Origin of the sequence: Paraburkholderia sp. BR14374 (genome assembly GCF_040948685.1) — a bacterium.
GTDB classification, from domain to species: domain Bacteria; phylum Pseudomonadota; class Gammaproteobacteria; order Burkholderiales; family Burkholderiaceae; genus Paraburkholderia; species Paraburkholderia youngii.
Genome location: NZ_JBFPKF010000002.1, coordinates 489,466 through 505,161, shown reverse-complemented (window position 1 = coordinate 505,161; position 15,696 = coordinate 489,466). Strand labels below are relative to the sequence as shown.

The following is a 15,696-nucleotide window of genomic DNA, read 5'->3' as shown; positions in this document are numbered from 1 at the left end:
AGGCCGAAGCGCCATCGCTCACGACCAAGAGTAGGTCATCTTCCGAAGCCTTGCAAAGAAAATTTCATGACAAATAAAAATGGAAAATACATTCCATTTGATCGGGCGGCCGCCTATACTCGGCAACGTCGGATGCGCGTTGCGGCGGGCCGCGGGCGCGTCTGTCGCATTGCAGGAAACCCCGAGAGGCAGTCATGGCGGAACAGATCACCGAAGAAGCGTTGCCGAGCGTCGACGAATTGATGCAGCGCATCGCGGATACCTACGAGTCGCTGCCGCGGCAGTTGAAGAGCGTGGCGACGTATATCGAGCAGCATCGCTCGAGCGTGATGATGGATCGCACCAGCGATATCGCCGCGAGCTGCGGCGTGCACCCGTCGGCGGTCGTGCGCTTTGCGCAGCGGTTCGGCTTTTCCGGGTTTTCCGATCTGCAGGCGGTGTTTCGTCAGGCGTATACGGGGCAGGGCGTGTCGTCGTCGAGCTATCAGCAGCGCATCCGCAAGCTGATCGACGAGAAGCCCGGCACGCTGTCGGGCGGCGCGGTCGCGCGCGAGTTCATCGCCGCGTCGCGCGGCGGCCTCGAAGAACTCGAAGCGGGCCTCGACGACAAGCAGTTCGACGCCGCCGTGAAGATGCTGCAGCAGGCCGACAACATCTACGTGATCGGCGTGCGGCGCTCGTTCCCGGTCGCGAGCTACATCGTCTATGCGTTGCAGCACACGCACAAGCGCGTGCATCTGGTGTCCGGCTTCGGCGGCATGTATCGCGAGCAAATCCGCAGTGTCAGGAAGGGCGACGTGGTGATCGCGATCAGCTTCGCGCCGTACGGCAAGGAGACGCAGTACTGTCTGCGGGTCGCGCATCATCATCAGGCGAAGACGCTCGTCATTACGGATAGCCAGCTATCGCCGCTCGCGCGCTACGCGAGCACGCAACTCTACGTGAAAGAGGGCAGCGCGTTCGCGTTTCGCTCGCTGACCAGCACGATCTGCCTGTGCCAGGCGCTGTTCATCGCGCTCGCGTACAAGCTCGAACTGAACGTTGAAGAATCCAACGACCCTGGAGGCTACGATGACTGACGCGGTAAGCACGATCGACGTCGCGGTATTCGGCGCGGGACGCATCGGCAAGATCCATGCGGCGAATCTCGCGCGGCAGCCCGGCGTGCGGCTCAAATACGTGGTCGACGTGAATCGCGAGGCGGCCGCCGCGCTCGCCGCGCAGCATGGCGCGCAGGTCGCGGATATCGACGGCGCGATCGGCGACGCTTCGATTGGCGCGACCGTGATCTGTTCGAGCACCGACACGCATGCGGACCTGATCGTCAAATCGGCCGCGCAGAACAAGCACGTGTTCTGCGAGAAGCCGGTCGATCTCACGCTGGAGCGCGCGCGGATGTGCGCAGAAGCCGTGGAGCGCGCGGGTGTGGTGTGCATGATCGGGTTTCAGCGGCGCTTCGATCCGACGTTTGCCGCATTGAAAGCGCGTCTGGACGCGGGCGAGATCGGCACGCCTGAGATGCTCGTCGTGACGAGCCGCGATCCCGGCGCGCCGCCGGTCGACTACATCCGGCGCTCCGGCGGCATCTTCAAGGACATGCTGATTCACGACTTCGACATCTGCCGCTGGATTCTCGACGACGAAGCCGACACGCTGCACGCCACCGGCAGCTGCCTCACCGACCCCGCGATCGCCGACGCGGGCGACATCGATTCGACCGCGGTGACGATCCGCACGAAGCGCGGCCGCCTGTGCCAGATCAACACCACGCGGCGCGCCGCATACGGCTACGACCAGCGCTTCGAAGTGCTCGGCAGCACCGGCATGCTGCAAGCGGGCAACATACGGCCCACCGAAGTCACCGCGTACTCGCAAACGAAGGTATCGACCGACGTGCCCGAGGCGTTTTTTCTCGAACGCTATCGCGCGGCGTACGCGCTCGAAATCGCGCATTTCTTCGACGCGGTCACGCACGGCAAGCCGGTGCGCACCACCGTCGCCGATGGCCTGAAAGCGCTCGAACTCGCGGAAGCCGCGACGCGTTCGTGGCGCGACGGCCGCGCGGTCAAACTCGGCGAGGCCGCGTGATGAAGCCCGCCACGGAGCGCTTGCGGGTCGGCGTGGTGGGCCTTGGGCGGCTTGGCAAGCGGCATGCGGAGAATCTCGCGTATCGCGTGCCGGGTGCGACGCTCGCGGCCGCGTGCAGTCCGCTCGAAGAGGAACTCGCGTGGGCGCGCGATGCGCTACCCGAGCCGCGTCTTTACGCCGATTACGCGGACCTGCTCGCCGATCCGCAGATCGACGCGGTATGGCTCGTCACACCGTCGTCGCTGCACGCGCAGCAGATCGTCGACGCATTGCGCGCCGGCAAGCACGTATTCTGCGAAAAGCCGCTGTCGCTCGATGTCGTCGAATGCGAGCGCGTGCTGGCCGAAGCGGCGCGCTATCCGCATCTGCAAGCGACGCTCGGCTTCATGCGCCGCTTCGATCCGAGCTACCGCGACGCGTTCGATAAAATCGCCGCCGGCCAGATCGGCCGGACGTTCCTCGTGCGTTCGCAGACCACCGATAAAAACGACAACGACGGTTTCTTCGTGCGCTTCGCGGCCACCTCGGGCGGCATCTTTCTCGACTGCACGGTGCACGACATCGACGTCGCCCGCTGGCTGCTCGGCAAGCCGCGCGCGACGCGCGTGTTCGCGGCGGGCACGATCGCGCTGCACGAAGGTCTGCGCGAATTCGGCGACGTCGACAACGGCGTTGCGATCTGCGAATTCGAGGGCGGCAAGCTCGCGATGTTTTACGCGTCGCGCACGCAGGCGCACGGCAACGACACGCATAGCGAAGTGATCGGCACCGCGGGCGCATTGACGATCGGCCGCAATCCGCGCGCGAACCGCGTCGAGATCTACGACTCGGCCGGCATTCGCAACGAGTGCACGCCGAACTTTTTCGACCGCTTCGAGGACGCGTTTCTGCACGAGGCACGCGCGTTCGTCGCATCGGTGCAAAAAGGGCCGGGGAACGGTGATGCGGCATGCAGTGGCGCGACGCTCGCCGATGCGCTCGAAGCGACGCGTATCGGCGTCGCGCTGCGCGAGTCGCTGCAAAGCGGCGGGGCGGTGACGCTGTAGCGGTGTGCTGCCCGGCGCCGCCGCGCCGCCTGCTGTAGAATTTGACCCTCTGTCCGGCGTCGTCAGCGACGCCTCGTCCTGAAGGTCATCGTCGATGCAAATTCAGATTCACAAGGAAGTCGATGCGCGCGGGCTCATGTGCCCGCTGCCCATCCTGCGCGCCAAAAAAGCGCTCGCCGACATGGAAAGCGGCCAGATTCTCAAGGTGCTCGCCACCGATCCCGGCTCGCAGCGCGATTTCGCCGCGTTCGCGAAGCAGACCGGCAACGAGATCGTCGAAAGCTCGGCGCACGACAAGGTATTTACGTTTCTGATGCGGCGCCGTTGAGCGGCATCCGGTAAAACTGTCCGTCCGATGTAAAAAAGAAGGCGCTGTCCCCATTATTCGGGGTACAGCGCCTTCTTCGTTTCAGCCTGACCTTGGCGTCAGCCTTCGAGCACCGGCGAGCGGGTACGCAGATACTCTTCGAAATCCGAGGCCACTTCCGGGTGACGCAGCGCGAACTCGACGGTCGCCTTCAGGTAGCCGAGCTTGCTGCCGCAGTCGAAACGCGTGCCGTGATACTTGTACGCGAGCACCTGTTCATCGGCGAGCAGCGACTGGATCGCGTCCGTCAGTTGCAATTCACCGCCCGCGCCCGGTTTGATCGAGCGCAGGTGATCGAAGATGCGCGGCTTCAGCACATATCGGCCGACCACGCCGAGGTTCGACGGCGCCACGCTCGGCTCCGGCTTTTCGATGATGCCCGACATCTTGATGATCGAATCTTCCCATTCCTTGCCATCGACGATGCCGTACGACTTCGTGTCTTGCGGCGGGATCTCTTCGACGCCGATCACCGAGCTGTGATAGTGATCGAACACCTCGATCATTTGGGTCATCACGGGCGGCGTGCCGTACAACAGGTCGTCCGCGAGAATCACGGCAAACGGGTTGTCGCCGACCAGCTTCTCCGCGCACAGCACCGCATGGCCGAGGCCCAGCGCTTCGGCCTGGCGCACGTAGAAGCAGTCGACGTGGCTCGGCTTGATGCTACGCACGAGTTCGAGCAGCTTGTCCTTGCCGCGTGCTTCGAGTTCGGCCTCGATCTCATAGGACTTGTCGAAATGGTCTTCGATCGCGCGCTTGCTGCGGCCCGTGACGAAGATCATTTCGGTGATGCCTGCCGCCATGGCCTCTTCGACCGCGTACTGAATCAGCGGCTTGTCGACGATCGGCAACATCTCCTTCGGGCTAGCCTTCGTGGCGGGGAGGAAGCGGGTGCCAAGTCCTGCTACCGGAAAAACCGCCTTCGTAACTTTTAGCATGTGAATACCCTGAGTCCTCTGGTTAAATCCTTGCCCGCCGTTGAGGACGGCGGGCGCGTCGATCAGGCCGGCAAGCGAGCCAGTTGGGCTTTCAGCTTGCCGACGGTGGCTTCGAAATCGGCCAGCCGCTTCTGCTCCTGTTCCACGACCGCCGCCGGCGCCTTCGCGACGAACGCCTGATTTTGCAGCTTACCGTTGCATTTCACGATTTCGGCGCTCAACCGCGTGATCTCCTTCGACAGGCGTTCGCGTTCGACCGCCGCATCGATTTCGACCTTCAAAACGAGCTTGTCCGTTCCTACGATAGCAATTGGCGCGCCATCCGCCTGAGCATCGAGCGCGGCCTCGTCGGCGATGATCTGCACCTCGGACAGACGCGCAAGCGCCTGAGCATAAGGCGCGAAAGTACGAAGACGCTCCGCGTTGCCGGTGGCGAGCAACGGCACCTTCACCGCCGGCGACAAATTCATTTCGCCGCGCAGATTCCGGCATGCATCGATCACCGCTTTGAGGTCGCTCGCCCACTTCTCGGCGTCTTCATCGAGCTTCGAAGGCTCCGCGATGGGGTACTGCTGCACCATGATGGACGCCTCGCCCTCGGCCTTGCCTTCCGGGTAGCGTCCCGCGAGCGGCGCCACTTTCTGCCACAGCGCTTCGGTGATGAACGGGATCACCGGATGCGCGAGGCGCAGCACCGTTTCGAGCACACGCAAAAGCGTGCGACGCGTGGCACGCTGCTGGTTCGGCTGCCCCGTCTGGATCTGCACCTTGGCGAGCTCGACGTACCAGTCACAATATTCGTCCCAGACGAACTTGTATATGGCGTTGGCCACATTATCAAAACGATAGTCCGAAAAGCCCTTGGTGACTTCCGCTTCGACGCGCTGAAGCTGCGACACGATCCAGCGATCGGCCTGCGAGAAATGCAACTGGCCTTCTGGCCCGCATTCGCCACATTGCGCCGGTTGGCCGAAACCGCAGTCATGGCCTTCGCAGTTCATCAGCACGAAGCGGGTGGCGTTCCACAGCTTGTTGCAGAAGTTGCGATAGCCTTCGCAGCGCGCAAGGTCGAAATTGACGTTGCGGCCGAGCGTGGCCATCGACGCCATCGTGAAGCGCAGCGCGTCGGTGCCGAACGCCGGAATGCCGTCCGGAAACTCCTTGCGGGTCTTCTTCTCGATCGACGCGGCCTGCTTCGGATTCATCAGGCCGGTGGTGCGTTTAGCGACGAGCGCGTCTAGGTCGATGCCATCGACGATGTCGATCGGGTCAAGCGTGTTGCCCTTGCTCTTCGACATCTTCTGGCCTTCGGCGTCGCGCACGAGGCCGTGCACGTAGACCGTGTCGAACGGCACTTTGCCCGTGAAGTGCGTGGTCATCATGACCATGCGCGCGACCCAGAAGAAGATGATGTCGAAGCCGGTGACGAGCACCGACGACGGCATGAAGTGCTTCAGTTCTTCCGTTTCGTTCGGCCAGCCGAGCGACGAGAACGGCACCAGAGCCGACGAGAACCACGTGTCGAGCACGTCTTCGTCGCGCTTCAACGCGCCCGAGTAACCGGTAGCGGTGGCCTTCGCGCGCGCATCTTCTTCGGTCTTCGCGACGAACACTTCGCCGTTCTCGCCGTACCACGCCGGAATCTGATGCCCCCACCACAGCTGACGCGAGATGCACCAGTCCTGGATGTTTTCGAGCCACTGGTAGTACGTGGTGGTCCAGTTCTCCGGCACGAATTTGATCTGGCCGTTGCGCACGACGTCGAGCGCGGTCTCGGCGATCGACTTGCCCGGATTGAACGTACCTTCGGGCGCCGGCTTGCTCATCGCGACGAACCACTGGTCGGTCAGCATCGGCTCGATCACGACGCCGGTGCGGTCGCCGCGCGGCACCATCAACTTGTGCGGCTTGACCGATTCGAGCGCGCCGAGCGCTTCGAGATCGGTGACCACCAGCTTGCGGGCTTCGAAACGGTCGAGACCGCGGTATTTTTCGGGCGCGTTGTCGTTGATCCTCGCGTCGAGCGTGAGGATTTCGATCTGCGGCAGCTTGTGGCGAAGGCCGACCTGGTAGTCGTTGAAATCGTGCGCGGGCGTGACCTTGACGACGCCGGTGCCGAATTCGCGGTCGACGTAATCGTCGGCGATGATCGGCACTTCGCGGTTCGACAGCGGCAGCGTGACGGTCTTGCCGATCAGGTGCGCGTAGCGCTCGTCTTCCGGGTGCACCATCACGGCGGTATCGCCGAGCATGGTTTCCGGACGGGTAGTCGCGACGGTCAGATGGCCCGAGCCGTCGGTCAACGGATAGTGGATGTGCCACAGGTGGCCGTTTTCTTCTTCGCTGACCACTTCGAGGTCGGACACGGCGGTGAGCAGCACGGGGTCCCAGTTCACGAGGCGCTTGCCGCGATAGATCAGGCCCTGTTCATACAGACGCACGAACACGTCGCGCACGGCGGCCGACATCTTGTCGTCCATCGTGAAGTATTCGCGCGACCAGTCGATCGACGCACCGAGACGACGCACCTGATTCGTGATGGTCGAGCCGGACTGCTGCTTCCACTCCCACACGCGTTCGACGAATTTTTCACGGCCGAGGTCGTGGCGCGACACGCCTTGTGCGTCGAGCTGACGTTCGACGACGATCTGCGTGGCGATGCCCGCGTGGTCGGTACCCGGCACCCACAGCGTGTTTTCGCCGAGCATGCGGTGATAGCGGGTGAGACCGTCCATGATGGTCTGGTTGAACGCGTGGCCCATGTGCAGCGTGCCCGTGACGTTCGGCGGCGGCAGCTGGATCGAGAAATCCTTGCGGTTCGCGTCGAAGGAGGGCGCGGCGTAGGCGCGCTTTTCCCATTCAGGGCCCCAGTGGGCTTCGATGGTGTGGGGTTCGAAGCTTTTTGCAAGCGTCGAGGTCGGGTCGCTCGGGGTGTCGCTCATGTTTCTGGTTTAAAGGCTGGATTTTGGAGGCGGAGAATGGTTGATTATAGCTAACGAGGGGTTTTTGCCTGCTGGCGGCTTGGTTTGTCGTTGTTTTGGCTTCTTTGGCCTTTCCTTGTGGTGTTATCGGTCTATTAGCGTTGCCCCTGTGCGGGGCAACGCTAATAGACCGACAAGCCAGCAAGGAAAGGCCAATAAAGCCAGATCAACGACAAAAAAGCGCCGCCCCCGCCGGGGCATATAATGTCCCCCGAACTGCGCTTCGCGAAAAAAATGCCCGACCTCCTTTCGAATCTAAACCCCGAACAACACGCCGCCGTAACGCTCCCGAATGAGCCCGCCCTGATCCTGGCGGGAGCCGGCAGCGGCAAAACCCGCGTCCTGATCACCCGCATCGCGTGGCTGATCCAGCAAGGCCTCGCGTCCCCCGCGACCGTCCTCGCGGTGACCTTCACCAACAAAGCCGCCCGCGAAATGATGGCGCGCCTCTCGGCGCTCTTGCCGATCGACACGCGCGGCATGTGGATCGGCACGTTCCACGGCCTGTGCAACCGGATGCTGCGCGCGCATCACCGCGACGCCGGGCTGCCCGCCACGTTCCAGATTCTCGACACCGCAGACCAACTCTCGGCGATCAAGCGTCTGATGAAGGGCCTCAACATCGACGACGAAAAGTACCCGGCGAAAAATCTCCAGTACTTCATCAACAACGCGAAAGAGCAGGGCCTGCGCCCCAAAGACGTCGACGCCACCGACAACTTCAACCGCAAGTTCGTCGAACTCTACGAAGCCTACGATCAGCAATGCCAGCGCGAGGGCGTGGTCGACTTTCCCGAACTGCTGCTGCGCTGCTACGAACTGCTCGCGCACAATCCGCCGCTGCGCGCGCATTACCAGGCGCGCTTCAGGCACATCCTGGTGGACGAGTTTCAGGACACCAACAAGCTGCAATACGCGTGGCTCAAGCTGCTCGCGGGTCAGCACAACGCGATCTTCGCGGTCGGTGACGACGACCAGTCGATCTACGCGTTCCGCGGCGCGAACGTCGGCAACATGCGCGACTTCGAGCATGAGTTCAACGTGCGCAATCTGATCAAGCTCGAACAGAACTACCGCTCGCACGGCCATATTCTCGATGCCGCGAACCAGCTGATCGCGAACAACTCGCGCCGCCTCGGCAAGAATCTGCGCACCGACGCAGGCCACGGCGAACCGGTGCGCGTCTACGAATCGGCGACCGATTCGCAGGAGGCCGGCTGGATCGTCGAAGAGATCCGCGCGCTGATCAACACCGGCTTGTCGCGCAGCGAAATCGCCGTGCTCTACCGCAGCAACGCGCAGTCGCGCACGATCGAGCACACGCTCGTCAACGCGGGCATCGCGTACCGCGTGTACGGCGGTCTGCGCTTTTTCGAGCGTCAGGAAGTCAAGCACGCGCTTGCCTATCTGCGCCTGATCGACAACCCGAACGACGACACCGCGTTCGGCCGCGTCGTCAATTTCCCGACCCGCGGCATCGGCGCGCGTTCGATCGAACAGCTCGCCGACGCGGCGCGTCTGTACAACTGCTCGATGGCCGCGGCGATTCCGTACGTCGCGGGCAAGGCGGGCTCGAGCCTCGCCGCGTTTGCGAACCTGATCGGCAAGATGCCCGCCGACACGCAGCAGATGAGCCTGCCGGAGACCGTCGAGTACGTGGTCCGCGCGAGCGGTCTCGCCGACTTCTATCAGAACGAGCGCGAAGGCCAGGAGCGGCTCGAGAACTTGCAGGAACTCGTCAACGCGGCCGCCGCGTTCGTCAGCGAGGAAGGCTACGGGCTCGATACGCCCGCGCGTTCGATTCCGCTGCGCCCAGGCGCCAGCGCCGCGCCCGAACTCGCGGTCGCGACCGACGATCCGAACACGGTGGTCCTCGACGCGCCGGGCATCGCCGATCCCGCACAAAACCCCGACACGATGACGCCGCTCGCGGGCTTCCTGTCGCACGCGTCGCTCGAAGCGGGCGACAACCAGGCGCAGGCCGGCCAGGAAGCGGTGCAGCTGATGACGGTGCACGCGGCAAAGGGGCTCGAATTTACCGCGGTGTTCATCACCGGTCTCGAAGAAGGGCTGTTCCCGCATGAGAACAGCGCGATGGAGACGGACGGCCTCGAAGAAGAGCGGCGTCTCATGTATGTCGCGATCACGCGCGCGAAGGAGCGGCTGTATCTGTCGTTCGCGCAGAGCCGGATGCTGCACGGTCAGACCCGCTACAACATCCGCTCGCGTTTCTTCGACGAATTGCCGCAGGAAACGCTGAAGTGGCTCACGCCGAAGGTCGAGGCGGGTTCGCGCTGGGGCGGCCGCTCGGACAACGCCGGCTACGGGCGCGACTGGTTTGCGCGGCCGGGCTACGGCGGCGGTTCGGCGGCGGCGGTGACCTCGGCGCCGGCGCCCGCCTTCGCGAACGAGCAGCGCGCGGCCGAAACGGGCTTTCGCGTCGGCCAGCAGGTGTTCCACACGAAGTTCGGCGAAGGCACGATCACCGCGCTCGAAGGCAACGGCACCGACGCGAAAGCGCAGGTCCGCTTCAAGCGGCACGGCGAAAAGTGGCTGGCGCTGGCGGTCGCTAAATTGCAGGCGGTCGAATGAGCATGCCCTTGAACGTCAGCCACGGTGCACGGCGACCGCTCGGCATTCTGGCCGCGTTGCCGCAGGAACTCGGCGACCTGATCGAAGCGATGCGCGCCGAGTCCGGCGTGCGCACGGTCAAGTACGGCCAGCGCGACTACCACGTCGGCACCGTGCACGGCACGCCGTGTGTCGTCACGCTCGCGCGCGTGGGCAAGGTCGCGGCGGCCGCGACGGTCAGCGCGCTGATTCACGCGTTCGATGTCGAAGCCGTTGTGTTCACCGGTGTCGCGGGTGGGGTCGGCGTCGATGTGCACGTCGGCGATATCGTCGTCGCGAGCACGCTGATGCAGCACGATGTCGACGCGTCGCCGCTGTTTCCGCGCTTCGAGGTGCCGCTGCTCGGCATGTCGCGCTTTGCCGCCGACGCGGCGCTAGCCGATCGTCTCACGCTCGCATGCGAGCAGTTCGTCGCCGAAGAGGGCGCGGCATGCGCGGCCCGGTTCGGCACGCGCGAGCCGCGCGTGCATCGCGGCTTGATCGTCAGCGGCGATCAGTTCGTCGCGAGCGCGGCGGCCGTCGCTGCTTTGCGCCACGCGCTGCCCGACGCGCTCGCGGTCGAGATGGAGGGCGCGGCGATCGCGCAAGTCTGCTACGAGTACGGCGTGCTGTGCGCGGTCGTGCGCACGATCTCCGATACCGCCGACGACCACGCGCCCGGATCGTTCATGTCGTTTCTGACCGGCATCGCGGGCACGTATTCGAACGCGATCCTCGCGCGCTTTCTGGGCACGCGGCACGCCGCGGGCTGAGCGCCCGCTGGTTTATTTCTTCGTGCCGTCGCCGAGCGCGTCGCGCACCTGCTGTAGCGCGGCCGGATCTTCGATCGTCGGCAGGTCGCCCGGCTCGCGCCCCTCGGCGAGCGCCGCGATAGCGCGGCGCAATAGCTTGCCGGAGCGCGTCTTCGGCAGCATCGATACCATCACCACGCGTGCGGGCCGCGCAATCGAGCCGAGCTGGCGGTCGACCGTCATCGTCAGCTCGGCTGCAAGCCGCGCGCGCTCGCTCGGGTCGCCTTCACTTTGCGCGCCGCGCAGCACGACGAAGGCCATCGCCGCCTGACCCTTGACCGGATCGGTCACTCCGACCACCGCGACTTCCGCGACGGCCGCGTGGCTCGACAGCGCCTCCTCGATCTCGCGCGTGCCGAGCCGATGGCCCGCGACGTTGATCACGTCGTCGGTGCGGCCGAGGATCGTCACGTAGCCGTCCTCGTCCTGCACGCCCCAGTCGAACGTCGAATAGACCTGCTGGTTCGGCACGCTCGACCAGTAGGTGCCGACGAAGCGCTTGTCGTCGCCCCACACCGTCGACATGCAGCCTGGCGGCAGCGGATAGTCGAGCGTCAGCACGCCTTTCTCGCCGGGCGCACAGGGCTCGCCGGTCAACTCGTCTCGCACGGTCAGGCTATAGCCGACCGACGGCACGCCCGGCGAGCCGAGCTTGGTCGGCAGTACCTCGATGCCACGCGGAATCGCGAGCATCGGCCAGCCGGTTTCGGTTTGCCAGTAGTTGTCGATCACCGGCTTGTTCAGCGCGGTCGAGATCCATTCGGCGGTCGGTTCGTCGAGCGGTTCGCCGGCGAGAAACAGCGTGCGCAGGCTCGACAGATCGGCGGCCTTCATCAGCGCCGGGTCCTGCTTCTTCAGCACGCGTATCGCGGTCGGCGCGGTGAACATCAGGTTGATCTTGTGCTGTTCGACGAGGCGCCACCAGATGCCGCCGTCCGGGCGAATCGGCGTGCCTTCGTACATTACCGTGGTGAGCCCCGCGATCAGCGGCGCGTACACGATGTAGCTGTGGCCGACCACCCAGCCGACGTCGGACGCGGTGAACATCGTGTCGCCGGCCTTGCCCTCGAAGATGTATTCCATCGATGCGGCGAGCGCGACCGCATAGCCGCCGACATCGCGCTGCACGCCCTTCGGCTTGCCGGTCGTGCCCGACGTATACAGCACGTACGACGGCTCGTTCGATTCGAGCCATTCGCACGGCACGTGGACGTCGAAGAACTGTTCGCGCAGCGGCTCGTAGGCGACGAGGTAGGGCGCATTCAGGCGCTCGGGCGCGAGCTGCCGGTCGATCAGCAGCACGTGCGGCGTCTTGTGCTTCGCGCGCGACAGCGCTTCGTCGACGAGCGGCGTGTAGTCGACCACTTTGCCGCCGCGCGCGCCGGCGTCGGCGGTCACGATCAGCACCGGCTTCGCGTCGTCGATACGCGCGGCAAGGTTCGGCGCCGCGAAGCCGCCGAACACGACCGAGTGGATCGCGCCGAGCCGGGCGCAGGCGAGCATCGCGAACAGCGCCTCGGGGATCATCGGCAGATAGATCAGCACGACGTCGCCGCGCTTCACGCCGAGCGAACGCATGACCGCGGCCATCCGGTTGACTTCGGCGTACAGCTCGGCGTAAGTGTACTGGCGCTCGATGCCGGTTTCGGTCGATACGTAGAGCAGCGCGTTTTGCTGTGCGCGCTCGGCCAGATGGCGGTCGACCGCGTTATGACAGAGGTTCGTGCGGCCGCCGACGAACCAGCGCGCGAATGGGGGCTTCGAGCGGTCGAGCACGGTGCCGAATGGCGTGTGCCAGTGAATGCGCTGGGCTTCTTCGCGCCAGAAGGCTTCGGGGTGTTCGATCGAGCGGCGGTGGAAATCGCGGTAGCGGGTCATCGGCGGCGATCCTCGTGCGGCGGGAGTGGACGGGGGTATGAAACGGCCGTGCAATTTGCGCGCCCGGCGCGGCGCGGGTTATCCGCACAAGCATAGCTACGGGCGGGAGGGTGAGCAAGCTGGTTCGCCGCAAGGGCGAAGGGCAACAGGAAAAAATCGTTGTTCCTCAGATTCATCCGTCGCCCATATCCAGGTTTCTCGATGCCAGGTAGGGTGGAGACGGCCAACGTGGCACATCGCTTTTACCCAAACATGGAGGTTTGCTTGCCCAATCGATACGCTTCCGAGCGTGGTAGTCCGCGTGTTCCGGCCTGCGCGAGGTCTCACGTGTTCCTACGCTTTGATGGTCGTTTTTTGACCATGAGTGGTCGGGTTTCCCGCAACTATGCGGCAGTGTCTGGCAGAACGGATAGCAGGGGCAAATTCGATTATGGACGCGAAGGGTTCTTTATTCACGGTGGCACGCAGGCGGGAAGCGCGGGTTGTATCAACCTGCATGCTGGGATGGAAACTTTCGTGTGCGACCTGAATGAGGCGGCGACGCCGTCGCCGGATCGCTACATTCCATTAACGGTCAGGTACTGACATGCGGAAAGCCAGGTTTGTCCGTGTTTTCGCTGGCGTAGTTTTACCTGCCATTGCAGTTGCTGTCGTCGCGTTCAACGTGGTCAACCTTAACGAAGCGTATGGAAACGGCGAGCCCTACTATTCGCGTACGACGAACATGGACAAGTGGATTGATCCTTTGCCAGTGCTGGGCGTCGTCGACGGTGTTGCGGTTGTCGTAGTTGCCGTGGGTTTTTTTGCGTGGAGACGGATGCGGGTCTAAGGCGCGGGTGGTGTTCTTTGCGGTGTTGGCCTTTCCTTGCTGGCTTGTCGGTCTATTGGCGTTGCCCCTGTGCGGGGCGGCACCTACTTTCTTTCTGCTGCAAAGAAAGTAGGCAAAGAAGACAGCTCAAACCGCCAGCTCATAAGCGGGTCCCCTGGCTTGGCAGGGGTAGTGGTGCATCTGGAATCCGTGCCCCCGCACATTCGACGGCAGTGACAAAGCCATCATCCATCCCACTCCGCACTTTGTGCGTCGCGGACGGGTCTGCCGGGGAAACCAGCGGGCTTGCCCGCGCAGCGGGAGCCCTCGGCTGCGCCTCGGCGAGGCGCCGAAACAACCAGTGGTTTTGGAGCGGGGATTCGGCGCGCGCAGCGCCGCCGGAAGAATGACTGCCGTGTCACGAACGCGGAATGTGCGGGAGCACGGATTCCAGATGCACCACTACCTCACGCGGACAGAGGGACCCGCTTAAGAGTTAGCGGTTTGAGCGAACCTGTCCGCGTTTTTGTGGGCGAGGCGGTTAAGAGAATTGTCACCCTCGCGCCTGCGTGAATCGGTCGCCGAACAGGATGGCAAACTGGTTCATCGCGGAGTTCCAGTCATAGGCATGGCGAACGGACTTTGCAAACACGTTGCGCAATGCCAGCCACAGCAGCTTGATGGCCGCTTCGTCATTGGGGAAGTGGCCACGCGTCTTGATGATCTTGCGCAACTGCATGTTCAGACTTTCGATAGCGTTTGTGGTGTACACAACCCGTCGGATCTCCGGCGGAAACACGAAGAACGGCGTGACATGCTCCCAGGCGCGCTGCCAGGATTGCGCAATCGTTGGGTATCTGATGCCCCAGGGACCCTCAGCGAACGCCTGTAAAGCCTGCCGCGCAGCCGCTTCACCCGCGGCCGCATAGATTGGCCGCAGCGCCGCCGCGAGGGCCTTACGGTCCTTGTAGCTCGCGTATTCCAGACTGTTGCGGATCAGGTGCACGATGCAGGTCTGTACAGCTGTCCTGGGATAAGCGGTGCCGATTGCCTCGGCCAGTCCCTTAAGGCCATCGACCACGGCGATCAGGATGTCCTGACAGCCGCGCGTCCTGAGTTCGTTGAACACCTTGAGCCAGAACTTCGCCCCCTCGCTCTGCTCGATCCACAGGCCCAGCACGTCGCGCTGGCCGTCGCTCTGGATGCCCAGCGCCAGATACACCGCCTTGTTGCTGACTACGCCGTCATCGCGAATCTTCACCCGCAGGGCGAATCCGCGAAGGCAAACGAGCGCGTGGCTGAAGCGCTGATTGCGCACGACTCGCGCGACGGTGTGAAGAAGGCCTACGAAAGAACGCGTTTCTTCGAGGACCGCGTGCCGCTCATGGACCAGTGGGCGCGCTTTCTTGAAGGCGGCGAGGTTGTGCCGATGGACCGCCCGAAGTCGAAGGCGGCCGCATGAATTCCTATGAAGCGCATCTTGACTCGCTGCGCGAGCAGCTTGGCGCGGCACTCCAAGCCGAGGGCAACCCGGCACTCGCCCGTGACCTGACGAGCGCGACCCGCGAACTCGCGCAACGACTCTTTGCGCTTGATGCGATGGTGCGTTTTACCCGGCAGGCAGGCGCGTGGCGCGCAACTGGTGCTGTCGATCCTGCTGAACGGCGAAATGTCGGTGAGCCTGATGCGCGAAGGCCGGACGCTCGGCGTTCCGTTCATGCTGCTGCGCAATGGCGTCTGGGTTACGCTCGGCCTGCCGCGCTGGACGGCTGACGACGCGGCCACGGCCGGGGCTCCCGCGTGACGGGCGGCGCACGTGAGCGACGACGCCGAACTCGCCGCGCGCATCGCGGTAACTGCGCGGCAGATCGAGCGCTATTGCCGACGCAACGAGATCGCGATCGCTGCCGATGGTGCGATCGATGAAGCGGCCGCGGCGAAGGTGCTCGGCTATGCCGGTCCCGATGCTCTGCGCAGGCAGGCAGCGGACGGCGTGAACCGGGTGCCGTTCCGCCTGCTTGGCAACAGGCGTATGTATCGCACTGTCGATCTGGCGCGCGCCATCGAGCGCAGCTATAACGGCGGCGGATAACGCGGATAACGCGGATATTGCGGCATCGACTTCCGACCCGGCCACGACCATCATTCAGACGTCCGGACGAAGT

14 protein-coding genes are annotated in these 15,696 nt (G+C 64.0%); 10 read left to right on the top strand and 4 right to left on the bottom strand.

Annotated elements, in window-relative coordinates; all coding sequences use genetic code 11:
* Positions 1 to 194: 194 nt before the first annotated feature.
* From AB3X86_RS06200 to AB3X86_RS06185, 4 genes are all read left to right on the top strand, one after another.
* Positions 195 to 1,079 carry a MurR/RpiR family transcriptional regulator gene (locus tag AB3X86_RS06200; protein WP_176124000.1) on the top strand — a complete coding sequence of 295 codons (885 nt, stop codon included), beginning with the start codon at positions 195 to 197 and terminating at the stop codon, positions 1,077 to 1,079.
* Positions 1,072 to 2,088, top strand: coding sequence for an inositol 2-dehydrogenase (gene iolG, locus AB3X86_RS06195; RefSeq protein ID WP_368595282.1), 1,017 nt, complete (start codon positions 1,072 to 1,074; stop codon positions 2,086 to 2,088). The genes AB3X86_RS06200 and iolG overlap by 8 nt, the downstream gene beginning before the upstream one ends.
* Positions 2,088 to 3,134, top strand: a complete 1,047-nt coding sequence (locus AB3X86_RS06190; protein ID WP_368595281.1) for a Gfo/Idh/MocA family oxidoreductase — start codon at positions 2,088 to 2,090, stop codon at positions 3,132 to 3,134. The genes iolG and AB3X86_RS06190 overlap by 1 nt, the downstream gene beginning before the upstream one ends.
* A gap of 100 nt (positions 3,135 to 3,234) precedes the next feature.
* Positions 3,235 to 3,462: a sulfurtransferase TusA family protein gene (locus AB3X86_RS06185; protein WP_026225937.1), complete on the top strand. Its 228-nt coding sequence runs from the start codon at positions 3,235 to 3,237 to the stop codon at positions 3,460 to 3,462.
* A gap of 98 nt (positions 3,463 to 3,560) precedes the next feature.
* On the opposite strand, the gene galU is transcribed toward AB3X86_RS06185, so the two are convergent.
* Both galU and AB3X86_RS06175 read right to left on the bottom strand, forming a co-directional pair.
* On the bottom strand, positions 3,561 to 4,442 hold the full coding sequence (gene galU, locus AB3X86_RS06180; RefSeq protein ID WP_176108012.1) for a UTP--glucose-1-phosphate uridylyltransferase GalU: 882 nt from the start codon (positions 4,440 to 4,442) through the stop codon (positions 3,561 to 3,563).
* Positions 4,443 to 4,504: 62 nt separating this feature from the next.
* The gene (locus AB3X86_RS06175) at positions 4,505 to 7,384 is read right to left on the bottom strand and encodes a valine--tRNA ligase (RefSeq protein ID WP_368595280.1); all 2,880 of its coding nucleotides are present in this window, start codon (positions 7,382 to 7,384) and stop codon (positions 4,505 to 4,507) included.
* 273 nt (positions 7,385 to 7,657) lie between these two features.
* Between AB3X86_RS06175 and AB3X86_RS06170 the strand changes: the two genes are divergently transcribed.
* A complete protein-coding gene (locus tag AB3X86_RS06170) occupies positions 7,658 to 10,015 on the top strand; it encodes a UvrD-helicase domain-containing protein (RefSeq protein ID WP_368595279.1) in 2,358 nt (785 codons plus the stop codon).
* Positions 10,012 to 10,806, top strand: coding sequence for a 5'-methylthioadenosine/adenosylhomocysteine nucleosidase (locus tag AB3X86_RS06165; protein ID WP_368595278.1), 795 nt, complete (start codon positions 10,012 to 10,014; stop codon positions 10,804 to 10,806). The genes AB3X86_RS06170 and AB3X86_RS06165 overlap by 4 nt, the downstream gene beginning before the upstream one ends.
* A 12-nt stretch (positions 10,807 to 10,818) precedes the next feature.
* Here AB3X86_RS06165 and AB3X86_RS06160 read toward each other — a convergent pair whose 3' ends face one another.
* A complete protein-coding gene (locus AB3X86_RS06160; RefSeq protein ID WP_368595277.1) occupies positions 10,819 to 12,723 on the bottom strand; it encodes a propionate--CoA ligase in 1,905 nt (634 codons plus the stop codon).
* A gap of 586 nt (positions 12,724 to 13,309) precedes the next feature.
* Here AB3X86_RS06160 and AB3X86_RS06155 point away from each other — a divergent pair.
* A complete protein-coding gene (locus AB3X86_RS06155) occupies positions 13,310 to 13,552 on the top strand; it encodes a hypothetical protein (RefSeq protein WP_368595276.1) in 243 nt (80 codons plus the stop codon).
* A 532-nt stretch (positions 13,553 to 14,084) separates the two neighbouring features.
* On the opposite strand, the gene AB3X86_RS06150 is transcribed toward AB3X86_RS06155, so the two are convergent.
* A complete protein-coding gene (locus AB3X86_RS06150; protein ID WP_368595275.1) occupies positions 14,085 to 14,849 on the bottom strand; it encodes an IS256 family transposase in 765 nt (254 codons plus the stop codon).
* Between AB3X86_RS06150 and AB3X86_RS06145 the strand changes: the two genes are divergently transcribed.
* The 3 genes from AB3X86_RS06145 to AB3X86_RS06135 all read left to right on the top strand — a co-directional run bounded on the left by AB3X86_RS06145 (position 14,826) and on the right by AB3X86_RS06135 (position 15,623).
* Complete coding sequence (locus AB3X86_RS06145) at positions 14,826 to 14,993, top strand: hypothetical protein (protein WP_368595415.1); 168 nt, start codon at positions 14,826 to 14,828, stop codon at positions 14,991 to 14,993. The two genes, AB3X86_RS06150 and AB3X86_RS06145, sit on opposite strands and share 24 nt — an antisense overlap.
* Before the next feature lie 129 nt (positions 14,994 to 15,122).
* A complete protein-coding gene (locus AB3X86_RS06140; RefSeq protein ID WP_368595274.1) occupies positions 15,123 to 15,335 on the top strand; it encodes a hypothetical protein in 213 nt (70 codons plus the stop codon).
* 12 nt (positions 15,336 to 15,347) lie between these two features.
* Positions 15,348 to 15,623: a hypothetical protein gene (locus tag AB3X86_RS06135; RefSeq protein ID WP_368595273.1), complete on the top strand. Its 276-nt coding sequence runs from the start codon at positions 15,348 to 15,350 to the stop codon at positions 15,621 to 15,623.
* Positions 15,624 to 15,696 lie beyond the last annotated feature (73 nt).